At 51.9% G+C, this 22,365-nt stretch carries 24 protein-coding genes; 8 read left to right on the top strand and 16 right to left on the bottom strand.

The features are described 5' to 3' along the window. On the bottom strand, positions 1-289 hold a 289-nt coding region (gene tnpA / locus B156_RS0117750; RefSeq protein WP_026260889.1), incomplete at its 3' end, for an IS200/IS605 family transposase. 171 nt (positions 290-460) lie between these two features. On the opposite strand from tnpA, the gene B156_RS0117755 reads away from it, so the two are divergent. Both B156_RS0117755 and B156_RS0117760 read left to right on the top strand, forming a co-directional pair. Then, positions 461-898, top strand: coding sequence for an OsmC family protein (locus tag B156_RS0117755; protein WP_018621121.1), 438 nt, complete (start codon positions 461-463; stop codon positions 896-898). Positions 899-917: 19 nt separating this feature from the next. Next, positions 918-1,352, top strand: coding sequence for a (4Fe-4S)-binding protein (locus B156_RS0117760; protein WP_018621122.1), 435 nt, complete (start codon positions 918-920; stop codon positions 1,350-1,352). Positions 1,353-1,365: 13 nt separating this feature from the next. On the opposite strand, the gene B156_RS0117765 is transcribed toward B156_RS0117760, so the two are convergent. The 6 genes from B156_RS0117765 to B156_RS0117785 form a co-directional block, all read right to left on the bottom strand. Next, positions 1,366-2,715 carry a dihydrolipoyl dehydrogenase family protein gene (locus tag B156_RS0117765; RefSeq protein ID WP_018621123.1) on the bottom strand — a complete coding sequence of 450 codons (1,350 nt, stop codon included), beginning with the start codon at positions 2,713-2,715 and terminating at the stop codon, positions 1,366-1,368. Between the two features lie 226 nt (positions 2,716-2,941). Next, positions 2,942-3,214, bottom strand: a complete 273-nt coding sequence (locus B156_RS0117770) for a hypothetical protein (RefSeq protein ID WP_018621124.1) — start codon at positions 3,212-3,214, stop codon at positions 2,942-2,944. A 142-nt stretch (positions 3,215-3,356) separates the two neighbouring features. Beyond that, a complete protein-coding gene (locus tag B156_RS32225) occupies positions 3,357-3,704 on the bottom strand; it encodes an ATP-grasp domain-containing protein (RefSeq protein WP_018621125.1) in 348 nt (115 codons plus the stop codon). Positions 3,705-3,719: 15 nt separating this feature from the next. Beyond that, positions 3,720-4,319, bottom strand: coding sequence for an ATP-grasp domain-containing protein (locus tag B156_RS32230; RefSeq protein WP_018621126.1), 600 nt, complete (start codon positions 4,317-4,319; stop codon positions 3,720-3,722). Then, positions 4,267-5,031: a hypothetical protein gene (locus B156_RS0117780; RefSeq protein WP_018621127.1), complete on the bottom strand. Its 765-nt coding sequence runs from the start codon at positions 5,029-5,031 to the stop codon at positions 4,267-4,269. Before B156_RS0117780 ends, B156_RS32230 begins: the two co-directional genes overlap by 53 nt. A gap of 103 nt (positions 5,032-5,134) precedes the next feature. Continuing rightward, positions 5,135-6,901, bottom strand: coding sequence for a S8 family peptidase (locus B156_RS0117785; protein WP_018621128.1), 1,767 nt, complete (start codon positions 6,899-6,901; stop codon positions 5,135-5,137). A 314-nt stretch (positions 6,902-7,215) separates the two neighbouring features. On the opposite strand from B156_RS0117785, the gene B156_RS0117790 reads away from it, so the two are divergent. Both B156_RS0117790 and B156_RS0117795 read left to right on the top strand, forming a co-directional pair. Then, the gene (locus B156_RS0117790; protein ID WP_018621129.1) at positions 7,216-7,461 is read left to right on the top strand and encodes a hypothetical protein; all 246 of its coding nucleotides are present in this window, start codon (positions 7,216-7,218) and stop codon (positions 7,459-7,461) included. A gap of 41 nt (positions 7,462-7,502) precedes the next feature. After that, positions 7,503-8,207 (top strand): pirin family protein, encoded by a 705-nt coding sequence (locus B156_RS0117795; protein ID WP_018621130.1) that lies wholly within the window; start codon positions 7,503-7,505, stop codon positions 8,205-8,207. 235 nt (positions 8,208-8,442) lie between these two features. On the opposite strand, the gene B156_RS0117800 is transcribed toward B156_RS0117795, so the two are convergent. The 7 genes from B156_RS0117800 to B156_RS0117830 form a co-directional block, all read right to left on the bottom strand. Then, the gene (locus tag B156_RS0117800) at positions 8,443-10,074 is read right to left on the bottom strand and encodes an ABC-F family ATP-binding cassette domain-containing protein (protein ID WP_018621131.1); all 1,632 of its coding nucleotides are present in this window, start codon (positions 10,072-10,074) and stop codon (positions 8,443-8,445) included. Positions 10,075-10,169: 95 nt separating this feature from the next. Further along, positions 10,170-11,207: a formylglycine-generating enzyme family protein gene (locus B156_RS0117805; protein WP_040585920.1), complete on the bottom strand. Its 1,038-nt coding sequence runs from the start codon at positions 11,205-11,207 to the stop codon at positions 10,170-10,172. A gap of 38 nt (positions 11,208-11,245) precedes the next feature. Further along, on the bottom strand, positions 11,246-11,674 hold the full coding sequence (locus tag B156_RS0117810) for an HNH endonuclease (protein ID WP_018621133.1): 429 nt from the start codon (positions 11,672-11,674) through the stop codon (positions 11,246-11,248). Continuing rightward, positions 11,667-12,041, bottom strand: a complete 375-nt coding sequence (locus tag B156_RS0117815; protein ID WP_018621134.1) for a hypothetical protein — start codon at positions 12,039-12,041, stop codon at positions 11,667-11,669. Before B156_RS0117815 ends, B156_RS0117810 begins: the two co-directional genes overlap by 8 nt. Before the next feature lie 153 nt (positions 12,042-12,194). Further along, on the bottom strand, positions 12,195-13,766 hold the full coding sequence (locus B156_RS0117820) for a sulfatase family protein (protein WP_018621135.1): 1,572 nt from the start codon (positions 13,764-13,766) through the stop codon (positions 12,195-12,197). Positions 13,767-13,881: 115 nt separating this feature from the next. Then, positions 13,882-15,537, bottom strand: a complete 1,656-nt coding sequence (locus B156_RS0117825) for a sulfatase family protein (protein WP_026260890.1) — start codon at positions 15,535-15,537, stop codon at positions 13,882-13,884. 57 nt (positions 15,538-15,594) lie between these two features. Further along, complete coding sequence (locus B156_RS0117830; protein ID WP_018621137.1) at positions 15,595-16,521, bottom strand: hypothetical protein; 927 nt, start codon at positions 16,519-16,521, stop codon at positions 15,595-15,597. A 93-nt stretch (positions 16,522-16,614) separates the two neighbouring features. Between B156_RS0117830 and B156_RS0117835 the strand changes: the two genes are divergently transcribed. Continuing rightward, positions 16,615-17,286 carry an outer membrane beta-barrel protein gene (locus tag B156_RS0117835; RefSeq protein WP_018621138.1) on the top strand — a complete coding sequence of 224 codons (672 nt, stop codon included), beginning with the start codon at positions 16,615-16,617 and terminating at the stop codon, positions 17,284-17,286. Positions 17,287-17,353: 67 nt separating this feature from the next. Further along, a complete protein-coding gene (locus B156_RS0117840; RefSeq protein ID WP_018621139.1) occupies positions 17,354-18,499 on the top strand; it encodes a serine hydrolase domain-containing protein in 1,146 nt (381 codons plus the stop codon). 13 nt (positions 18,500-18,512) lie between these two features. Here the strand turns inward: B156_RS0117840 and B156_RS0117845 are convergent, their stop codons facing one another. Next, entirely contained in the window at positions 18,513-18,953 is a 441-nt protein-coding gene (locus tag B156_RS0117845; protein WP_018621140.1) for a putative quinol monooxygenase, read from the bottom strand. Between the two features lie 471 nt (positions 18,954-19,424). On the opposite strand from B156_RS0117845, the gene B156_RS0117850 reads away from it, so the two are divergent. Then, entirely contained in the window at positions 19,425-20,573 is a 1,149-nt protein-coding gene (locus B156_RS0117850) for a hypothetical protein (protein ID WP_018621141.1), read from the top strand. Between the two features lie 20 nt (positions 20,574-20,593). Here B156_RS0117850 and B156_RS0117855 read toward each other — a convergent pair whose 3' ends face one another. After that, positions 20,594-21,181: a hypothetical protein gene (locus B156_RS0117855; RefSeq protein ID WP_018621142.1), complete on the bottom strand. Its 588-nt coding sequence runs from the start codon at positions 21,179-21,181 to the stop codon at positions 20,594-20,596. Between the two features lie 219 nt (positions 21,182-21,400). On the opposite strand from B156_RS0117855, the gene B156_RS0117860 reads away from it, so the two are divergent. Beyond that, a complete protein-coding gene (locus B156_RS0117860) occupies positions 21,401-22,336 on the top strand; it encodes a sterol desaturase family protein (RefSeq protein ID WP_018621143.1) in 936 nt (311 codons plus the stop codon). Positions 22,337-22,365 lie beyond the last annotated feature (29 nt).

A 22,365-nucleotide genomic window follows, 5' to 3' on the forward strand; every position in this document is an offset into this window, starting at 1 on the left:
TAAGTTCTGAATACTCTTCCAGTAAGACTTTAGCACTGCGGCCCTTCAACCGTTTCAACATGTCACTGATACTCAACTTGGGCGGATAACTTACGTGAAGGTGAATATGATCTTTACTCACAACACCCTTTAAAATCTGAACATCCAGTGTATCGCAAGTCTGACGAATTAATTCCCGGCAACGTACTTNAATATCGCCCCGCAACACTTCGTACCGATACTTGGTGCTCCACACGATATGAGCCTGTAGTTGGTGAACACTATGACTACCTTTTCGTAGAGTTTGCATCCCCAAATTTAGCCCACATTTGTAGAAGCTAAAGCCTTGCCCTAAAGGGCATAGCTTGCACTAGCGTCTGAGACCAGTCAATTGGGTAGTCAGCTACCAGATGACTTGTTCTGTCTTTTACTGATTACCTGACTAACCAACGCACCAATTCACAGACTAACCAACTGAAGCATGCCTACCATTACTGCCCGCATTGAACGAACACCTTACGAAACGCACCTGACAACGGGTACGCAGGTTATTGTTGCCGACGAACCAGCCGACGTGGGCGGTGGAGATAAAGGTATGAAGCCGGGTGAGTTACTGGCAGGTTCGCTGGCTGCCTGCACTGTTATGACCCTGCGGATGTATGCCGACCGAAAAAACTGGCCGCTCGATTCGGCCGTTGTCCATGTCGACTATACCAATGACCCGGTCACGAAGCGGTCTTTGTTCTCGATTCAACTCATTTTGAACGGCGACCTCGACCAGGAGCAACGCGCCCGTCTGCTCGAGATAGCCGACCGCTGCCCCATACATCGACTCTTGCAGAATCCCATTGATTTTGATACCATTCTGGTCGATGATGCCCGACTGGGAGCCACCAGTAGTATTGAACTTATCAGCTGATATAAACATCAAGACCACGATGAGCGAAACGCCCGACATAACGAAAACCTATACCAACGGTGAAATTACCGTAGTCTGGAAACCCAGCGTCTGCATTCATTCCAAAGTGTGCTGGACCCAGTTAAGCCAGGTATTCAACCCGAAAGAGCGGCCCTGGGTCAAAATGGACGGGGCCAGCACAGAACGCATTGCCGAACAGGTAGACCGCTGCCCATCAAAAGCACTGAGTTATTACCGGAATGAAGACGGCATCAACTCCGAAGACGTACAGGCCGAAAGCCTTGTGGAGCCGGTACCTAACGGCTCTTTGCTGGTGTACGGTAACCTGCGCATAAAAGATGCCAGTGGACATGAAACCCGGAAAAACAAAGTCACTGCTTTTTGCCGGTGCGGAGCCAGCAGCAACAAACCCTACTGCGACGGCTCACACCTCAGGATTGGGTTTGTGGGCTAACGGTTTGTTCGGGTCACTTTGGAAGCATCGAACTAATATCTGAGCCACGCGTGGGATAGGCAAACAGTGTTTCGCCTAATTCCGTTGCCGGTATGCCGTACTTTATTGCCAGTGTGAACAGGTTGATGAGTTCATCACTGCCCGCTCCCAGTAGATGTGCCCCTACCAGCTGCCCGCTTTTTTTGTCAACGAGCGTCTTAAACCCACTGAACGGTTCACCAATCCGTTGGCTGGTGTACCAGTCGGACGTCTCCTGAACCGTTACCGTCACTGAAAGTTTTTCTTCTTTGGCTTCCTTTTCCGTCAGGCCAACGGAAGCCAGCATTGGCACCGTAAACACAGCCGACGGAATGGGATTATCGGTGAAGGTTTGCTTGTTCCCATTTAGAATATTTTCGGCCACAATTCGTCCTTCGTACGAGGCCAGGGGCGTAAGAGGCAGCCCCTTATTAGAGACGTCCCCACAGGCATAAATGGCCGGGTTCGACTCACTCTGGAGGTATTTATTAACCACAATGCCTTTTTTATCGACGGTAACGCTGGCTTCCCCCAAATCCAGTTCCGCTACATCGGCCACGCGTCCGGCTCCGTGAACCGCCATCATTGCCGAAACCGTATGGGACTTACCTTTTTGCTCGTAATGAACTGTTAGTTCACCCTCCCGGCCTGCTACAGCCGTTACTTTGGCGTTGAAAATAAACTTGATGCCAACAGCCTTTAACGCTTTCACCAGCAGACCAACCAAATCAGCATCGAAGTTTTCGAGGGGTCGTTTCCCCTGATGAATGACAGTCACTTTGGCCCCCGCCCGGGCGGCAATGTGGGCAAATTCCATCGAAATATAGCCCCCGCCAATCAGCACAACTTTTTTGGGTAACTGGGGTATATCCAGGAAGCCGGTACTATCCGTCAGCAGTTCTTCGCCAGGAATAGCAAGCGGTTGTGGTCGCTGTCCGGTGGCAATAACGATGTGGCTGGCCTGCAACGTTTCACCCCCTACGCTGATGGTATTTTTGGTCAGGAACGTGGCCGTACCGTGAAACGTCGTGATGCCCTGTTTGGCAAATTGAGCTTCGGTGTCTTCCGGAATATCGTCCGTAAAGGTTTTCTTGAACTGCATCAGGTCTGGCCAGGTAATGACAGCTTTTGATTTGAGGCCATTTCCCAGCATCTGCTCCACCCGGTCTACCAGTTCCGCGGCTCCCACCAGAACCTTTTTGGGGTCGCAACCCCGCTGGGAGCAGGTGCCCCCAAACGGTTGCTTATCAATAATGGCTACGGTTTTACCCGCCTTCCGAACGGTTTGGGCCACTGTTTTCCCGGCCGAACCCGTCCCGATAACTATAAGATCGAATGATTGCATGTTCAGTAATACGTAATGAATGGTCAGCCTTATAACCAGCGACTGAACGGACAGGTTATAAAAACGACTGATTCTTTTCGTCGACGTATTTTATTGAACGCGTTGCGCAGCTAATCTATAAAAGGCCGACCGCGTGTTCGTTGTTGAACGAGTCAGCTTTTGCGGACAAGCTCAATCTTCTTCCGGGCGGACAGGTCGGCAAAAATCCAAGGAAACACGCACCGGACTACGCCAGTTTACTGGTCAATTCATTGATAATATGGCTGTACCGGGTTGGGAAAAACTGCGGCTTCAACGGAATGCTCTGGTCCTTAACGTGTAGCGTGTACTCGTCCGGGGCAACGTAAATTGTGGCAAACTCGCCGAACTCGGGGGAGCCGTGCGCTTTGAGTTCATCCAGCAAGGCAGCCAGGTCATCTTTGCTCAGGTCGGCCTCCGTTTCGGCCCGCAGGGTCCGGTCGCCTTCGCGTTTGGTAAGGGTGAACGTAGTTTGTGGCATCTGGGTTAGCTGGTTAAATAAGAGAACGATGCAGGGAGAACGGTAAAAAAGAGGTACACTACTGCTAATTAGCAGAGAAAATTTACTGATTGCGCCTGCTTCTTACACCGTTCCAACTGCGTCTTTCGTTCCCATTTTTCGTTTACAAATTCCAAACGCGCCGGTAGTAATTATCGTGCCCGGAGAGGTATTCGGCCAGCCAGGCAGCAACGGGCTGGCTGGTGTACGATTCGTAATAAGTATAGGCCGGGCAGGGGTTTACTTCAAAACAATATACCTCCCCCGTTGGGCTAATCCGCAGGTCGATGCCCGAAAAATTCAAGCTCAGTGCCTGTGACAAACTTACGCAGTTAGCCGCCACATCGGCCTCCAGTTCGTAGGGAGTCAACGTGGCCGATTCGCCGGTTTGCTGGAGGGCATAGCGGTAATCGGTAGCCTGCGCCGTAATGCGCGTGGCCAGGACCAGTTCGCCAATAACGTGTACCCGCACATCGAAGCCATCTACCTACTCCTGAAATTGCACTGGACAATGGCGGATGAGGACTAATTTTTCGGCATCCGTTCGGGGGTTCCAGGCTTGAACGATGGACCGCACCCCACTAATGGACTTATAAATAACCCGATTTTTATGGCGTTCACAGAAATCCGTCACCAGGTCTGGATTGTTCGTAATCAGCGTATCGGGCGTCAAAAAACCGTGTTGCTGGATGAACTGCGCCTGATACGGTTTTGAGTTATTGGAAGCCATCGCCGGCATACTATTGACCAACCGGCATCCCGACCATTCGGCCCACACACTCAGGTGCTGCATCAACCGCCGGGTGTGTATCCGCAGCGGGTCGTCGGCGGAAAGCTGCTGAAATTCAGGCAGCACCTCATCGTCCACCAAACGCAGGTAAACCCCGGTTATTTCAGTCAGCGGGTAGGCTTGCCCCTGGTAGGTGAGGGTGCCGCCCAGGTTACCAACAGTATCTATCGTCAGTTTTAAATCGGTTTCGGCAAAGTGACGCTGACTAACCGCCACATACGGCTGCCCAAGTACGTCGAGTTCATCAAGCAAACGCCGGATGGGCGATTCGCTCGGTATGCCCCAGGTCAGAACCATTGGTCGTTCGGTTTAGGAGGAGATGAATCAGTTCATCACCATAGTGGTGGAAAGTGGGAAACACCGTTGCCCCTACGAATACGCAGGTGGCATCCTGCCGCATAAAATGTAGTTCGAGCAGGTTAGCCCCGCTCTGCTGGGCCAGGGTAAGACAGGCTTCGGCCGTTATGCCCGGTGGCACACTTCCCAGCAGTTGACCATCCAGTACCAGCACACGCGCATCGGGTATAGCAGGCCCAACAGACTGAGGGCTTTCGGGCGGGGGCCATTCTGGCGGAATGGGCAAACCAGCCCGCGCGGCCAGCAGTTGGCACTCGGCGGGTGCCAGATGCCGCCCTCCCAGCGAGACGGGCGTGGGCGGATTGTATAACCGGTCGGCTCCCAGCGTATGCAACAGGCTCAGGTACAAGGCATTGATTTCCTGTGAAACATACTGGTATTGACGAGGGTCGGTTTGTTTCCAAACAACCGGATCGAGGTGATACAACCGATTGATAACGATTGACACATCGTCCTTTTCAATACGCCGGCCATTTTGCAGGGTAATCGAAAAATCATTGCCCTCCCGCCCAAGCGTATGCCTGACCTCACGGGCAAACAGCAATTCGTCCATACTAAGGATCAGTACGGGCCTGTCGGGGTCAGTCTGCCGCAGCCGCTGGCACAACCAAACCGCATCAACATCCTGCAAATGGCAGAGAATTAGAAGCATAAGCGTTTTCAGTTTACGGTTTATGGTTTTCAGTGAAGTTCAGCAAACGGGGGGGGCATTTCTCCTGACCGCTCTGCGCAGCTGAAAACCATAAACCGTCTGTTTATCGGGCTGCGTTGTCGTGATTCATTTTGTTCATCATGGCATCGTTGGCTTCTTTGGTGAGTTGGTCGGCTACGCTCTGCCCGGACTGTAAATCGTCTTCGTTAGACAGCGCTCCCTGGCTTAGATCAGGGCGCATGTCGGTGCTGATAAAGGTATCCAGCGTTTGTACGTACGCTTCGAGTTGAGCAACCCGGCTGGCCAGATCACCACTCTCTGCTCCGGATGATTCCATCGACTGACCCGGTATAACTGGGTTGCGAATGGGGTCACGAAACGGGTCTGGTAGAGGAATCGGACCTTCCGGAACGCGCTTTATTACGTCGCGCAGGTCTTTCAGTCGTTTGTTCTCGAACAATTCGAGTTTCTCGTTTTTTGTTTCTTTAATCTCGTTCTTTTCAAGTTTAATTTCTTTAATTTCCTTTTTTTCGATCTTCTCGATTTTAGCCTCTTTGATAAGCAATTTCGTGAGCCGGTCGTAAGCCCGTTTGGCCCCGATGATACCCGCTCCCGAATGCTGATCCCAGCCAGCCGGGCCAATGTCTTTGGCCGTAGCAATCAGGGCTGCTTTGATGCTGTTGTGTGTTGCCGACGGCTTAGCCTGCTTGAGCAGGGCGCACACACCAGCCGCAATTGGCGTGGCAGCCGATGTACCACTGTCGGACGTGAAGTAGCCCGTGAAGTGGGTAATACTGCAAAAATCGGGTTTGTGCGGGTCGAGGGAAGCGGGGCCCTGGCTACTGTACCCTACAAACTGCTCGTTTTTGTTGACAGCTCCTACCGTCATCACCCGCGGGTGGCCATTGGCACCCCAAATGCTATTACCAGGGCCACTGGTGGCGCAACGCCCGTCGGGGCAGGTATCCCCGCAGTTACCAGCCGCGAACAGTACGATAATACCCTCGTCGATTGCCTCGACCACTTTACGGGTGAATGGGTGGTTGGGATTGCTGGCGTAATCGGGTGCGGAAGCCGTGTTAAAAATGCCCCAGCTATTGGTCAGTATGTGCGGTGTGCCATTGAGCCGGTGCTGGTTGATGGCCCATTGAAACGCCTGAAGTGCGTTGGAAACAACGCCTACCGTAGAGGAGGCATCGGCAATGCGCAGGTCGTAAATGCGGCAGTTGGGCGCCATACCCAGCACATCGGTCGAACACATATTGCCATGATAACTCCACGATGCCCCCCGCGTGCCCCAGTTAGCCGTGGGCCAGCCCCCAATCACGTTATTGATGGTACGGGTTGGGGTTTCACCCGCTGCTAATGGTCGGCCGGTGGCGGTAATCCCCCCATCTACAACGCCTACTACAATCCCTTCCCCCCGCCTACCGGCACTCCATATCTGATTGACGCCTAAGTAATTGGCCACATCGGTAATGATGCCTTTTGGTGTGGTCGGCGAGCAATCGCAGGGGGGTATGGGGCAGGCAATGGGTTCAATGATCGGGTCTGACCAGATCTCAACCACATTCGGATTAGCCATTGCTTCCTTGCGCTGGGCATCCGTCAGGGATGATTTCACCACGATGTGTTCGTTATCTTCGCCGGCGGCCAGCATTTCCATCCGTTGCGTGTTTGACGGCCTTACGGGCACCGGACTAAAGTCGGAGTCGATAACGAAGCCCATCGTAGAGGCAAGTGTACCGGCCCGCACAGCGGCTCCCAGCATAGATTCGGCCTGAGGTACCCGCATCTCAATCAGAACACTCTGGCTCTGTGCGCTCGACGATTCATCCGTTGGCGCCGTAGTTTTGGTTTGCTTTTTCATTGGGCAATGATGTGTTAACGGGTTTATAGCCGTGAGCGGAATGCCCCGGCTAGTACGAAAATAAGGTGTGCCCAATGTCGATTATTCGTTAAACTGAGCGAACGGTCAACGCACATTATTTAATGGTAAATTCATATTAATTAATCAATTAGTACCTAAAAAGCACAGTTCCTGCCTGCATTATCAATAAGTGAAACAACGGCCTGTTACCGGCTAACCGGTTCATATATCGGTACATTCGGCCTGTTCGTTCCAATTCTGAATAGTATCTAATCAAAATTACCTGTTGTACCGCAATTTATGGGTATGAACAAATGGCTCGCCATCCTGGCTATTCATGGCCTGGGCTGTATCCTGTTCCTGCCCTGCCTTACCTCTCCGCCAACGATGGCCTGAGCAAACTGGCCGAGTTGCCGTGCAATCCGCACGAACAGCAGAATATGCTTTCCTACGCACTGGTAATCCTGTTTTTTTACCTTGACTATTTTGTCCTGATTCCCCGGTTTTATTTTCGTAAACAGTATGCTTCGCCGGAAACAGGCACACCAGAACTCGAGTGATCGCTAATCCAGAGCGGTTCCACCCTAAACCAAAAGCAAAAATGGATACATTAACGCAGGCCCAACTCTACCTTTCCGATCAACGCGGGTGTTCGCAAACTGACTTCTTTCGCAGTTACCATGTATTCAATTTTGGGCTGTACACCGCCGAAGCCCGCGAACCCTTCGGCACGTTGCGGGTGCTGAATGATAATTCCCTCACAGCCGGGCGTGGGGTAACAATGCGGGTGGAACAGCCTACGGATGTACTCATTCTACCGCTTTTGGGAGGACTGGAGTACAAAAGCACGATAGGCAATGGCTTCCTGGAAACCGGACAGGCGCAGCTTTTTTCGTTGAGCAGCGGCATGGACTACACCATCAACAATCCCTACGAAACAGAATCCATTAATTATCTGGAAATATGGCTCACGAATTCCTCACCCGCCTTTACGCCCACTATTACCCAGATGCCTGTTGACTTAACCGTTGACAACAAACTCCTGTCCCTCTTTCCACTCAACGATGCTGATTCCCAAGGCCAGGGGTTCATTGGTCGGTACGCTGGTCGGGCGGAGGATAATTACCATCTCCGACAGCTCGAAAACGGTGTATTCGTGTTTGTGCTGAGCGGTGCTTTTGAGGTGCAGAATCGGCTGCTGCACCAGTGGGATGGCCTAAGCCTGACGAACGTACATAATGGTGAAGTCGACTTCGAAGCGTTGTCAACTGATGCCGTGTTGCTATTACTAGGCGTTCCGCAGTGAGGCACTGGGAAATGGAACTGAGCTAGTTCCAACAAGATCCATCAGTCTTCGGGGATATTACCGGGTCGATTTCACCTGACTATCTCTCCGCTCATCCGTAAGCTCATATCTCGTTGTCAGGCCTATCCACGCCCGAACTTATCGCTGCGCATTATGTCCGGGAGAGGCAAGGTAAATACAAAAAAGCCGCGTCAGGAATTAACTGACGCGGCTTTTTTATTCCTTTTTCCATTGCTTACGCTACGGCTTCGTATAATTCCTCACGCTGTGCTTTTACGCGGTCGTCGGTGAGGTATTCGTCGTAGGTCATTAGCTTGTCCAGAATACCCGCCGGGGTAATTTCGATAATGCGGTTGGCCACTGTCTGCACAAACTGGTGGTCATGACTGGTGAACAGAATCGGACCTTTGAAATCGATCATACCGTTATTCAGCGACTCGATACTTTCCAGGTCGAGGTGGTTAGTCGGTTCATCGAGCATCAGGGTATTGGCCCCCGACAGCATCATTTTCGATAACATACACCGCACCTTTTCGCCACCGCTCAATACTGTTGCTTTCTTCAGTGATTCTTCGCCCGAGAAGAGCATCCGACCCAGGAAGCCCCGGATAAAGCTCTCGTCTTTCTCTACCGAATACTGCCGGAGCCAGTCCACCAGGTTCAGGTCCGTCTCAAAGTATTTCTCTTTCTCTGAATCCGTTGGAAAGTACGCCGCGGTGATGGTAATGCCCCATTTGAATGTACCGGAATCCGCTTTGCGTTCGCCCGCCAGAATATCCAGCAATGCCGAAACAGCCAGCCCATCTCGGCTAAAAAGGAAAATCTTATCGTGTTTATTGACCGTAAACGACAGGTTTTCAAACAGTTTTGTACCATCCTCCGCCGTGTAAGTCAGGTTTTCGACGGTTAGAATCTGGTCGCCGGGTTCCCGTTCGGGTTTGAAATTGACGTAAGGGTATTTCCGTGACGACGGCTGAATATCCTCCAGCGTCAGTTTTTCGAGTAGTTTACCCCGGCTTGTTGCCTGTTTCGACTTGGACGCGTTGGCCGAGAAACGACGAATGAATTCCTCCAGTTCTTTGCGTTTGTCTTCCGTTTTCTTGTTCTGATCCTGCCGTTGTTTCAGCGCCAGTTGGCTCGATTCATACCAGAACGAGTAATTACCGGCGAAGAGTTTGACTTTGCTGAAGTCAACGTCTACAATCTGCGTACAGACCTGGTCCAGGAAGTGGCGGTCGTGGGAGACCACGATAACGGTGTTGTTGAAGTTAGCCAGGAAGTTTTCGAGCCAGCCCACCGACTCCACATCGAGGTTGTTGGTCGGCTCGTCGAGCAGCAGCACGTCGGGGTTACCGAAAAGTGCCTGAGCTAGCAGTACCCGCACCTTCTCGGAGCCATTGAGGTCGCCCATCAGCGAGTAGTGCAGATCTTCTTTGATGCCTAGTCCGGATAGCAGACTGGCCGCGTCCGATTCGGCATCCCAGCCGTTCATCTCGGCAAATTCGGTTTCGAGTTCGGCGGCTTTCTCGCCATCGGCATCCATAAAATCTTCTTTGGCGTAGAGTATATCTTTCTCCTGCGAGATGTCGTACAGGCGTTTGTTGCCCATAATCACCGTTTGCAGCACCGGAAACTCATCGAAGGCCGACTGATTCTGGTTCAGGACCGACATCCGTTCGCCGGGAGTCATACTTACCGAACCGGTTTGGGCTTCAATTTCGCCCGATAATATTTTCAAAAAAGTTGATTTGCCCGCTCCATTAGCTCCAATAACACCGTAGCAGTTACCGGAGGTGAATTTTATGGTGACATCATCAAAAAGCACCCGCTTTCCATAGCGGAGGGAGACGTTTTGTACCGATACCATTGTGTGATTTGCTGTTCAGATTAAGCCGCAAAGGTACGAAATTTTAGTGAAAATTTGGGCCAACACCCCAGACAAACCCCGACCCCGCCCGTTCCCTACTTATCGCGCACGCAGCGAAAGCCCAGGTTATTGCTGCCACTGTTTATTTCTCCTTTGCCCCGGCTCCCGGCTTTGTAACGAATACAATAGTCGTCACTGCACAGAAACGAGCCGCCCCGCTGCACCCGTTTCACGGCACCCGGCTCATCCGGGTCGTAGCTGTCGGCAGGTCCTTGTGGGTCGTTTATAACCAGTTTTGTGTAGTAGTCCGGGCGGTAAAAATCCTGGCACCACTCCCACACATTCCCATCCATATCGTACAGGCCGTACGGATTTGGCGCGAATGACTGAACGGGAGCGACACCCGTAAACCCGTCTTCGGTAGTATTCTTATCCGGAAAGTGCCCCTGGTAGATGTTGGCAATCCATTTACCACCGGGCTTCAGCTCGTTACCCCAATAGTAGGTTTGATTTTCTTTACCGCCCCGGGCCGCAAACTCCCATTCCGCTTCGGTAGGCAGTCGTTTCCCCGCCCAGTTGGCGTAAGCCGCAGCATCGGTGAAACTAACGTGAACCACAGGTTCGTTTTCGTGCCCTTTCGTCGTACTCTCCGGGCCATTGGGATGCTGCCAGTCGGCCCCCTTCACGTAGGCCCACCATTGCAGCGGATTGTCGAGCGATACCTGCTGGGCTGTAGGCGCAAAAACCGCTGACCCCGGCACCAGTTGCTCCACCGGAACGCCCGGAAAATCAGCCGGATTCGGGGCTTGTTCCGCCACGGTTTTATAGCCGGTGGCAGCTACAAACCGGGCAAACTCCGCGTTGGTCACTTCATGTTCGTCCATCCAGAAACCTGTTACCGAAACCGAATGGACCGGTCTTGAGTCAGGAAACTCGTCGGCCCCCATCAAGAACGGACCACCCGGTATCCAGACCATGCCGGTGGTATCGGCCCCGGAGGCTGTGGTTTCCCGAACCGGGTCAGCGACGGCCATGGATGTTTGCGCGTCGGATGATTGACTGGTAGACTGGCAGCCAGACAAGAGTATGGCTAACAGGCCGGCTACCGCTACGGTGTTGGTATAGATAGCCATGCTGAATAATTTTTCAACCTTACATTTCATTGCTTGCGTCAACTGTCTGGTGGATGCATCCCAAACGAAATAATACACTGTCGATATTCAACCAACTTTTCCCGGTTAAGCCGGAGTTCCTTCACCGTACAACGCCCAATGGCAGTGAGACCAATAATCTGCGTAGCATCCTCACTCCATGCAAAATGCTCATTCCAGGTATCCTGACGGGGCGAGAATAACGGAAACCATTTTTCAGTGATTGGATCGAAAACGTTTGATTTATTTGATTTTAACCGGTTGCAGAGAAAGCAGGCATAGGCAAGATTATCGGCATCCGATGTTCCATTCAAACTCTGTGGCTGAACGTGGTCAATCGTGAAAGCCGTAGGAGAGTATTTATCCTGACTTTTGCAGTATTCACAGCATTTTGAAGCCCTCGACATAACTGCTTCCCGTACGGCAGGAGAAATAGTGAATCTAGGCATCGTCAAGATTGATGCCGAGCTGTTTCATTAGTTCATCCAACGGAACCTGACGGAGTACGGCCAGTTGCGACAAGGCTTTTATCCGTTCAACGCTGAATGACTCATAATCTTCCGCCAGCCGGAGCGCTTCTGTCTCTTCTTCCTCACTCAACGCGCTAAACTCTGTTTTCCAATCGAGGTATTGTAGTCGCTCCCATTTTTGAGCATCATATTCATGATTGATTCGCTCTAACAAAGCAGATTCCGCTGCATCGAGCACGGGAAGCCCATACCGCTGAACACGAAGGGCTGTCAGCGTCTGGTATAGTTTTTCAAAGCTCTTTGCTTCTAATTGCTTTGCCTTATGGATTATTTCAGCAACAGACATATCGGTGGTTCATTTCTAACCCGCTTTTAAACGAAAGTACCGAAATTGATTGGTCTAAACAAGGCTCACGGGTGTCAGATTACGTATCCGGCAACCGGTCCTTACGTAGTTAAGAAACGATAAATCAGGCAGTGACCATACCGATCAACTACATTAGTTGCTCTCCAGAATTTTTAGGGCTTCATCATCTTCGTATTTTTTGATCTGCTGTACCAGTTTCGTTTTCAGGTCGGCCGTGATTGTTTCGTAGCCTTTCTGACCGTACAGGTTATGCATGTTCTGCGGGTCTTTTTTGATGTCGTACAACTCCCAGAAGTTGTCGGGGCCGTAAAAACGGGCTATGGTGTACTGGTTGGTACGCAGGCCAAAATGGGGCGATACGTGGTGCGGCTGCGGGTATTCATAATAATGATAATACGCCTGATCGCGCCAGTTTTTCTTTTCGCCTTTCAACACCGGCAGGAATGATTCTCCCTGTATATAAGCGGGAATGGTGGTGCCAGTCAGGTTGAGCAGCGTGGGAGCCCAGTCGACATTGGATACCACCTGGTTCACCCGACTGCCGGGTTTGATTACGCCCGGATAGCGAATGACGAACGGCGTTTTCAATGACTCTTCGTAAATCCACCGCTTGTCGAACCAACCGTGTTCGCCAAGGTAAAAGCCCTGATCCGAGGTGTAGATGACAACGGTATTTTTTGACAACCCGCTTTTATCCAGGTAATCCAGCAACTTGCCGATGTTGCGGTCCAGGGAATTGGCCACCGACAGATAGTCTTTCATGTACCGCTGATACTTCCATTCAACTAACGCCTTGCCGCTGAGCTTCTTTTCATCAAATTCTTTACTGATCTTGGTTTCGTAGTAGTCGTAAAACGGCTTCTTCTGCTCGGGGGTGAATCGATTGTACGTACCATTTTTCTCGTAGTCTACGTGTACTTTCAGGTCCTCCGGCAGGCGCATGGTTTTGTCGATGCTCATATCCTGCTTCTGGGCGGCAAGGCGTCCTTTGTAGTTATCATAAAAGTTGGGGGGCAGCGGAAACGTCACATTATCGTAAGCCCCTAAATCTTCGGCGGCAGGGAGCCACTCGCGGTGCGTTGCCTTATGACCAACGACTAGAAAGAAGGGCTTTGCCGTGTCCCGGTGCGCCAGCCAGTCGGTCGATAGACTCGTGACAACATCGGTGACGTAGCCCATGTGGCGGGTCGTCTTGTTATTGGAGTCGACAAAATCGGAGTTGTAATAATGGCCGTGTCCCGGTAGTATATTCAGGTAATCGAAGCCGTGGGGTAGGCTACCCAGGTGCATTTTTCCAATCCAGGCCGTTTGATAGCCGTTCTTCTGCAACTCTTCGGTGAATACCGGCTGGTTGATGTCAAATACTTTCTCGTTTAATTTGTAGCCATTCCGGTGGGAGAACTGTCCCGTCAGCAGGGTGGCCCGGCTGGGGCCGCAGATGGAATTGGCGACTACGTTATTGTACAGGATAGCCCCTTCCTTCGCAATCCGGTCAATGTTGGGCGTTTTGGCTAGCTTGCTGCCATAGGAGCTGATGGCCTGGGAGGTGTGATCGTCCGAAATAATGAAGACAATATTGGGGCGGGATGGCGGAGGGGCTTCGGCTTTTTTGACCGTATAGCCCGGTACCACCAGCCAGCAGGCAATCAGGGCCGCCAGCCCCAGCAACGATATAGATAATGAATAAAGGCGTTTACGTTTCATGATTTCGGTTAAGAGTGCGCGACGATTTTACCCCTAAATAAGCAGTGTTGTAGCGGCCTATACTTCTTTATGCCCGGCTGTTCCGGTTGTCACCAACTAATTTTCGTTACCGACGTTACTCACTGAAGGTAACTTCTTCACTCGGCATATACCCAATGCGGTGGGCAACAACCCGCAGCGACTCGCCGGGCTGGAGCGTTAATTTTTCGCCACTGTACACTCGCCAGCCCTTCACCGGGCTGCCGCCATGCGTTAGCTGATAGCCGATGGATGCCCCCGGCGTGGCGCAACGTATGGCCACTATTTTACCGGAAACGAGCAATTCAGGCTTAGCCGTTTCGGGTGGCTCAATGCCGCCGTTCCACATCTGTTTCACCATCTCGGCTTCGGGTATAGCAGCCCTGTCCCCCACGCGTTTCAGCCAGGCGTCCATCTGGCTTCGTAGCTCCTGTAGTTTGGTCTTGTAGCCGGGCGTATTCACCAGGTTCATGAACTCGTTGGGGTCGATCCGGGTATCGCAAAGCTCTTCGGCGGGTTTGGTTTGCCGGAACCACCGCATCTGCGTAGCGTTCAGCTTACCAGCATCCCGAAGTTGCAGCAGTTCGGTCATCATGGGAATGCTGAGCCGGTAGCCAATATTCTGGTAATACGGTTTTTCGGGCATGAAATTCCGGTAGTATTTGTAGCGGCCATCGCCCACGGTACGCACCCGGTCCAGCTCGGTATCCATCCGGTCGCGACCTGCAAAGATATACTTCCGGGCCGATGGCGCTTCCTGCTCACCCAGAAATGCCTGACCCTGTATGTAGGCCGGTACCGGCACGCCAGCCAGCGAGAGCACCGTTGGGGCCAGGTCCACAAAGCTAACGAGCCGATCTTCCACATTTCCGGCGAGTCGACTACCCTTAACCCTGAATTGCTCCGGAATCCGCACAATCATCGGCACCCGCAGGCCCCGGTCATATACTTCCCGCTTCACAAATGGTAGTCCGTCGCCATGGTCGGAGTAGAAAAAAATGATGGTATTGTCGTACAGGTCATCGTCTTTCAACTGCCTGATAATCGTACCCACGATGGAGTCCATCCGCATTACGTTGGACAGGTTACGGGCAATATCGTGCCGGACGGTTTTGGTATCCGGATAGTAAACGGGAACGGTTACATCCTCCGGTTTCACCAGCAGCGGCTCTTTTTCCCGCATCCACACCTGCGACTCATGCGTGATCATCAGGTTAAAAATGGAGAAGAAAGGACTATTGGCCTGGGGCCTTTGCCGCCAGTGTGCCTCCGGGTTGCTCTCGTCCCATACCGTTACGGGCGGCACAAACTGGTAGTCTTCCTTGCTGTTGTTGGTACAATAGTACCCCGCCTTCCGCAAAAACTCCGGGAAACAGCGCACCAGCTCCGGCAGCACAGCGGAGTACGACTTTGTGGGCGACGACTTATGCGGATACGGGTCGCCCTGGAGGGTACGCATGTGCATCGTACCGATGGAATTCTGGTACATACCCGTAATGATGGACGACCGGCTGGGTGCGCATACCCCCGCCGTGGAGTACACGTGCGAATACCGAACACCCTCAGCGGCCAGCTGGTCGAGGTTGGGTGTTTTTACTTGTTTATCACCAAAGCAGCTCAGGTGATAGGACATATCCTCGCAGGTAATCCAGAGAATATTAGGCTGAGCCGCCGGTGGCCGTACGGGTTGACGCTGATGGAATGACAGCGTTAGTCCACTCAACAGCAACATAACGATGACTACTAATTGCATGGAAAAGGAGTTCTGGAGAATGTAAGGATACCGCCAAAAGGAGGCCGATACGGTTGTTTACTGAATCAGCTTCGCCAGCTCCTGCCACGAAATCAGGCCAATGGCCACAACGGCCAGGGCCAGCCCAATTTTATTGGCACTGGAGAGGTGCTCCCGAAAAAACAAAGCGGCCAGCAGGGCCGCCAGCAGAATAACACCAATGTTGTAAAGGGGATACACGAAGGCCCCGTTCCCGGCAAAGGCTGTCAACGCCAGCAGCAGGGTATAAAAGCTCAGGAAGTTAGGCACCCCCAGCGTAACGGCCCCTGCCAAACTCTTCCTGTCAAACTGTTCCTTCCCCTGCATCATTCGGATTCCCAGCATTAGTATCCCGGCTATAACAGCTCCCAACACCATCGTCAGCGTGACCTGAATCGTTTTATCGGCAGGAATATAGTGCAGATTCATGTAGTTGATCATGGTGTTGGTGGCCCCATACAACAGGAACACGCCAACGGGTAACAGCACAGCCAGCCCCAGTCGGCGAGTGGGGGTCTGGACTGTATCTCTTGTAGTCGGCTCCGTTTTGTAGGTACTCAGGACCACGGCGACGATAGCCAGCCCCAGCCCCAGGTAGTTCAGCGCATCAAAGCCGGCAGCGGCACTGCCCGCCTGAAAAACGAACAGACTGAAGCAGACCGGAATCACCAGCGAGAGGTTATTGGCCAGTGACGTAACCGTGATGCCCATGCGCTGTGTAGACGCCCCCGACAGCATGAACGTCAGGATAAAACCTACCCCAAGTCCAAGGGCCAGCCAGGTCCAGGTTTGAGAGAGATCAATACTAAATGACTGACCAGCGGGTAACAACAGCAAACCCGTTAGAAAACAAACCGGGTAGTTGAACACAATGGCCTGAAACGTATTGACTTCGTAGCGGGGAAATAAGCGAAAATTCAACAGTAACAGCACCGACAGCACGATGCTAAGACCAAGAAAGAGCATAAGACAGACAAGTATAACCGGTAATTTGGGTCGAAGTTAACCGTCGGATTTGGTTGAACGCGTATCTTGCCGTCCCGAACGACTCATTTCGTTATGATCAGGAAGCTGGCTTTTCTCGTTACGCTCGTTTTGTTTACCAGTACCTTTTCATGGGCGCAACCGACTCTATCCGTATCGGCAACCGGTTCACCAACGTTCGCCCGCACCGTTTACCGATACCGCTTTTTTTATCCCGAAAGCGATGGACAAGTCGTAGAACCGGTGTACGTAAATGGACCCCGCTGGGCAACGGGCTATTCGGCGGGTTTATCCGTCCGGTACGAATACACGCCCGGATGGTCCGTTTCGTCGGGTATCTGGTATCAGTCGATAGCCTCTCAGCAGGCTCGGCAGCCCTCGGCAGGTGAGGGCACCGTAACGCTCCGCAACCGGGTTATTCGCTTTCCGATTCTGTTGAACTATGCCTTATCCAGCAAACGCCTGTCCCCTTATTTTTCGCTGGGTTTCATGGTCGATTTACCGTTAACAGGACGGGTGGTAGTGACGCGGGGAGCGGAGCCAACGCAGAACCTGCGGTTAAAAACAGCACCGCGCCCCGTTTTCCTGGGGATGCTGGGGGCAGGCATACAGTACAAACTGATGAATCGGTACACACTGCTGGCTCAACCGGTCTGGACCTACACTTTTGGGCAGTTGGGCGGAGCCAGTATAGACGATCCAACCGTTGAACTGAGTTTGCTTACGCAGGTAGCGTATTCATTCTAGCATACCCCAGCAAGCCCAACTGCCCCGCATCGGCTCTTTACCCCACCAAAACCTTACCCCTTCTTTTATGCACACGCACCCTACCTGCCTTATCACCCCCAATCAACTACTGGCCCTGCTGATTGGCCTGCTACCGGTGTATGGTATGGCGCAGCCCATTCAGCCGGAACGCCAGCCTGCTCAGTTTGACCGGTTCATGACCCAACTCATGGATAGTGCCCAGGTGCCGGGGCTGTCCATCGTCCTTTTGCGCAACAATACGGTTGTGTACAGCCGGGGCTATGGCCTGACCAACGCGGACTCAACCCAGCGCGTAATGCCCACTACTGTTTTTGAAGCGGCCTCGCTCAGCAAACCCGTATTTGCGTATGCGGTGCTGCAACTGGTGGAACAGGGTTTGCTGGACCTGGACAAACCCCTGTATGCATACCTGCCCTATCCGGATGCGGCCGCCGACGCACGATACCAGAAAATTACGGCCCGGATGGTGCTGAGTCACCAGTCCGGTTTTCCCAACTGGCGCAAAGACCGGAAACTACCCCAGCTTGCCATGGCTTTTACGCCCGGCGAACGCTTCGGCTACTCGGGCGAAGGCTATGTGTATCTGCAAAAGGTGGTTGAGAAAATTACCGGCCAACCGATCAACGCGGTTATGGAATCGCGCGTGCTGAAGCCGCTGGGCATGATGAATAGCAGCTTCGTCTGGAAACCCGATTTCAACACCCACGTAGCCATGCCGCACAACGAAGCCGGAGAGCCGGAGCAGAAATACCAGCCGGGGCAGGCAAACATGGCCTACTCCCTGCATACTACCGCTGAGGATTACGCCCGCTTTATTCGAGCCATCTTTACGCCTACCGGCCTCAAGCCTGCCACTATCAATCAGCTACTGACGCCAACCAGCAAACTCCCAACCCGCTTTTCGGGCGATACGTTATCCACGAATCTGTACTGGGGACTGGGCATCGGACTGGAGCGGATGCCGGACGCTACCTGGTTCTGGCATTGGGGCGATAACGGTTCCTTTAAGTGCTTCGTACTGGCGAATCAAGCCCGACAGGATGCGGTAATCTACTTTACTAATTCCACCAACGGGCTGGACATTGCCGACCGGATAGTAGCGCAAACCCTGGGCGGACAGCACCCCTCGCTACCCTTCCTGGGCATCAGCGCTGACGAGTTCTTCCGCAAGCATCCCTACAAGGGTAAGTGACGCAGTACCAATATCACTTTATCTTCATTCCCGGCACCAGCGGATCGGTCTCTACCAGTTCCAGCGACTTGACCATGTCCTTCGTGCCATTCTTGTATTTCAGGAAATGAGGGGTTTGCAGGTGCGCCCGGTACGCAGCCGAATCGGCGTAGATTTCCAGGATGGTGAAGTGGGTAGGGTTATTTTTCTCAGATACGGCATACAGGGTCAGTACGCCCGGCTCCACGCGCACCGCCGTTTCGGCACCTTCTTTCAGTGCGGCTTTGTAGGGCTCCAGTTGGGCCGGGTCAATAACGAGTTTAGCCAGCCGGACTATCTGTTTTTTCTCCTGGGCTGATGCGTTACCGACAGCACACATGGTCAGCATTCCTATGGCAAGCAGAACACACAGACCGTGCCTGAACTTGGACAGATTCCTGAATTTCTCAGTCGGAAAGACTTTTGTCAGACTCATACCTTTCTCCTGTTTAAGTGAGCAGTCGATGGGCGTAAAGTTACGCAACTCATCCTTTTCTGAATTTCAGCGGACTGAGATGTATATGCTTTTTGAAGAAGTTATTAAAATGGGGGCCCTCGTTGAAGCCAGGGGTACAGGTAATTTCCGATATTCCCCAGGCGCTGTGCTTCAGCAAGGTTTTGCTTCCGGCAACATCCGACCGATAATCAGTTGCGTGGTTGTTTTCTGCGTCGTTTCCTTCACCGCCCGGTTAAAAGGGTTGACATGGTCATTCAACTGAGTGGCAAAGTCCAGAGTCTGGTGGTTCGAGATTCATAAATGAACGCATTTTTTTGTCGTTTCAGCGTAACAGGGGTGGTTCAACTGAAATCAAAAACGTTTTCATGTTATTTTCTATGAATTTATTGCCATAGTTAGTCTAAATTCTGAACTTACTGACTCCATCCAGCCTATGTAATTTACTCCTGTATGAAAACCTGGTTATTTCTGATTGTAGGAATTGCGTGTATCACTAAACTACAGGGGCAGTGCATCATTTTTCAGGAGAAAAATGGACAGGTGTATACCACCTGCGATGTGTATTCTTCAGCCGTACGGCCGCAGTCCTCTTTGGCAGCCACGTATAATCAGGTAACTTACCAGGGCACTCAGTTTTCTACCTTTCCCATTTGGCAGGCCGGTAGTTTTCGTCTGGACACTAAAGGGGAAGAAATTAATTGTCAGCTGGCCTACAACCTGTTTGCCAATGAAGTACTCTGCAAACTCGCGGGCGACTCGGTAACGCGAACAATAACACCTGCGCAATTCACAATCAATGGTATTGACTATACCCGGCAGGCAGCAAACTTGCCAGGTATCGCCAACTTCATCTACTTCAGTAAACTTTACAGCGGACCTACTGCGTTGTTAGTAAGCTCAGGCAAGAAACTGGTACCCGTTCAGTCGGGCGGGAATGGCTACGAGAAGCGGGAAACGGTTAGTGGAGCGTATCAGATTTACCGGAATTACTTCATTCAGAAAGGAAACGCCAGGCCCGAGTTTATTACCCTGACAAAAAAGTCGCTGTTGGCTGCGTTCTACGACCAGGCAGACGAAATGGCCCGGCAAATTCCCGATAAAGACCTTACGCTGAATGATGTGATACAGGTTCTCACCTATTACGACAGCGTATCCATTGGCAGTCAGGCCAACAGACATCCGTTGCGCAACGATGGGGTGTTCAATCAGGAGCTTCATAACAAAATCATCTATCCCAGTGCTGCCTGGAGCCAGGCCGTTTACAGCCGGGTGTACGCCGGTTTTGAGGTAACTGAACTGGGCGATGTAAAAAACATTACTATCCTCAGCCCCGAAAATGCCGGATTCGGCTTTGCCGGGGAGGTCAGACAGGCCCTGGAAAAAATCCCCCGTTTGGGTCCGGGTCTGGCCGGCACCTATGCGCTACCCGTTGCGTTCACCTACAAAAATTCCGAAGAGAGATCAGAGACGCACTGGCCCATCAATCAGTTGGCAGACAGTTACCTGAATGGCCGTACGCTTCTGGAGGAGTTTGTTGTTCCTATTGTTGTCGCTAAACCCGTAATCGGCAGTCGGGAGGTTTGGGGCTATTATAAGTAACATCGGCTTTACTGCGCCACTTACTTTACCGAAGCGGTTGTAGCCCTGTCAGCTGCCGCAATCCTGATTTTCAGACCGTAATCCTTGCCTTTCGATACATCGCTCAGGGTAACAGTTTCCCCTTTCCTACTGGTCCAGATGGTGCCGCCACCGCCGGACTTCGGTGGGCCGTATCGGGCGGTGAAGTAGGGATTCAGGTCTTTTTGATAATCACTGACAGACTGACGGCTGTTAAGAAACAGGTCAATGTCGATAGCCGACACTTTTTTAGCGGTCTGGTAATAGAGTACATCGGCTGTTTCGAGCTTTTCCAACTCAATGGTGTAGCCACTGTGTTCAGTATCGCGCTCAAACGGTTCGCCCTTTTCAACGGCCCCCACCTGTGCGAAGGCATCCCCAATGTTAACACCCCGCCAGTCGCTGGTAGCCGTCAGGCCCAGCTTAGCCAGGCGTTCCGTAATGACAATATCATCCGGCGATACCGGTTCGGCTTCGGTAGCAACAGCCGTTGAGTCAGCCCCCTGCCCCGTCGTCTGTTGACGGTTTTTACAGTTAGTCAGAAAAAGCAGCAGGAACAAAGCCGCTGTAGCCGGGAAATTTCGGGTCATATCTATCCAGATTAGTTGGTCAAAAGTAATGCTTCGCCCTGATTTCCCAACTGGCTTTACCTACAGGCCACGTACGCGGTCAAAAAATAATAACTAACCCTGATAGTAACTTTTTCACGCTAGAATAGTACTATTTCAATAAAAAGACGGCACAAATGAACTGAAATTTGTTAATAGAGTTGGTAGGGTATAACCTGTTACCAATAACTAACTACCCGTATGCCTTTTTCCTTATTCGGTGCCGACAAGATTTCAATGGCAGACATTGACTCTATCGGGCACAGCATACCTAACATCATTTTGTGGGCCGTACCTTTTATGCTCTTCTTCACCGTGCTGGAGATGGCGGTTACATACTACCAGGATCATGAGTTCTATGAGAAGAAAGAAACGATTGGCTCTATTCTGGTAGGTGTGGGAAACCTGGCCGTTACGGCGGTAATCAAAATCGGGCTGCTTTATTTTTTCATCTGGCTCTACAACCTGCTTCCGTGGCGCATGGAATTGAACTGGTGGACGCTCCTTCCGTGCTACGTCATTCTTGATTTCTTCAGTTACCTGGCACACCGCGTATCGCACAGTCAGCGGTTCTGGTGGGCTACCCACGTTGTGCATCATACCGGCGAGCGTTACAACCTGACGGTTTCGTACCGGCTGAGCTGGATTCAGCACATAAAAATCATCTTCTTTATCCCGGTAGCGCTAATCGGTTTCCACCCAATCGTTTTCTTCGTTACCAATCAATTAGCGGTGTTGTTCCAGTTTTGGGTACATACCGAATACATCCGCCGAATGCCCGCCTGGGTTGAGTATATTTTTGCAACGCCCTCCAACCACCGGGTACACCACGGGTCGCAGGAGAAATACATCGATAAAAACTTCGGTGCTACCTTCATTTTCTGGGACCGGATTTTCGGCACTTATCAACCCGAAGAAGAGCAGGTTATTTACGGCGTGACGACCAATTTGACTGGCAATAAAGCCGACCCGTTCTTCATCAACTTTCATGAAGTAAAGGAAATGATTGCCGATGTGAGGCAGGCGAAAGGATTCCGCAAAAAATTCTTCTATGCATTTGGCAGCCCGGTAGCTATTGCGCTGGAAAAGAAAGCGATGGAGGCTCGGGCTTCTGAGCGTGTCGAAGTAGCCGCCTGATGGAATGGCCCGTCTATAGTAGTCGGTAA

Source organism: Spirosoma luteum DSM 19990 (assembly GCF_000374065.1).
Classification (GTDB): domain Bacteria; phylum Bacteroidota; class Bacteroidia; order Cytophagales; family Spirosomataceae; genus Spirosoma; species Spirosoma luteum.

Coding starts and splice junctions, on each gene's coding strand:
- B156_RS0117815 (WP_018621134.1), bottom strand. CDS start 12,041: ATGTCTGTTGCTGAAATAATCCATAAGGCAAAGCAATTAGAAGCAAAG.
- B156_RS0117860 (WP_018621143.1), top strand. CDS start 21,401: ATGCCTTTTTCCTTATTCGGTGCCGACAAGATTTCAATGGCAGACATT.
- B156_RS0117850 (WP_018621141.1), top strand. CDS start 19,425: ATGAAAACCTGGTTATTTCTGATTGTAGGAATTGCGTGTATCACTAAA.
- B156_RS0117770 (WP_018621124.1), bottom strand. CDS start 3,214: ATGCCACAAACTACGTTCACCCTTACCAAACGCGAAGGCGACCGGACC.
- B156_RS0117820 (WP_018621135.1), bottom strand. CDS start 13,766: ATGAAACGTAAACGCCTTTATTCATTATCTATATCGTTGCTGGGGCTG.
- B156_RS0117800 (WP_018621131.1), bottom strand. CDS start 10,074: ATGGTATCGGTACAAAACGTCTCCCTCCGCTATGGAAAGCGGGTGCTT.
- B156_RS0117765 (WP_018621123.1), bottom strand. CDS start 2,715: ATGCAATCATTCGATCTTATAGTTATCGGGACGGGTTCGGCCGGGAAA.
- B156_RS0117755 (WP_018621121.1), top strand. CDS start 461: ATGCCTACCATTACTGCCCGCATTGAACGAACACCTTACGAAACGCAC.
- B156_RS0117825 (WP_026260890.1), bottom strand. CDS start 15,537: ATGCAATTAGTAGTCATCGTTATGTTGCTGTTGAGTGGACTAACGCTG.
- B156_RS0117785 (WP_018621128.1), bottom strand. CDS start 6,901: ATGAAAAAGCAAACCAAAACTACGGCGCCAACGGATGAATCGTCGAGC.
- B156_RS0117830 (WP_018621137.1), bottom strand. CDS start 16,521: ATGCTCTTTCTTGGTCTTAGCATCGTGCTGTCGGTGCTGTTACTGTTG.
- B156_RS0117795 (WP_018621130.1), top strand. CDS start 7,503: ATGGATACATTAACGCAGGCCCAACTCTACCTTTCCGATCAACGCGGG.
- B156_RS0117780 (WP_018621127.1), bottom strand. CDS start 5,031: ATGCTTCTAATTCTCTGCCATTTGCAGGATGTTGATGCGGTTTGGTTG.
- B156_RS32230 (WP_018621126.1), bottom strand. CDS start 4,319: ATGGTTCTGACCTGGGGCATACCGAGCGAATCGCCCATCCGGCGTTTG.
- B156_RS0117845 (WP_018621140.1), bottom strand. CDS start 18,953: ATGAGTCTGACAAAAGTCTTTCCGACTGAGAAATTCAGGAATCTGTCC.
- B156_RS0117810 (WP_018621133.1), bottom strand. CDS start 11,674: ATGCCTAGATTCACTATTTCTCCTGCCGTACGGGAAGCAGTTATGTCG.
- B156_RS0117760 (WP_018621122.1), top strand. CDS start 918: ATGAGCGAAACGCCCGACATAACGAAAACCTATACCAACGGTGAAATT.
- B156_RS0117805 (WP_040585920.1), bottom strand. CDS start 11,207: ATGGCTATCTATACCAACACCGTAGCGGTAGCCGGCCTGTTAGCCATA.
- B156_RS0117835 (WP_018621138.1), top strand. CDS start 16,615: ATGATCAGGAAGCTGGCTTTTCTCGTTACGCTCGTTTTGTTTACCAGT.
- B156_RS0117840 (WP_018621139.1), top strand. CDS start 17,354: ATGCACACGCACCCTACCTGCCTTATCACCCCCAATCAACTACTGGCC.
- B156_RS0117790 (WP_018621129.1), top strand. CDS start 7,216: ATGGCTCGCCATCCTGGCTATTCATGGCCTGGGCTGTATCCTGTTCCT.
- B156_RS0117855 (WP_018621142.1), bottom strand. CDS start 21,181: ATGACCCGAAATTTCCCGGCTACAGCGGCTTTGTTCCTGCTGCTTTTT.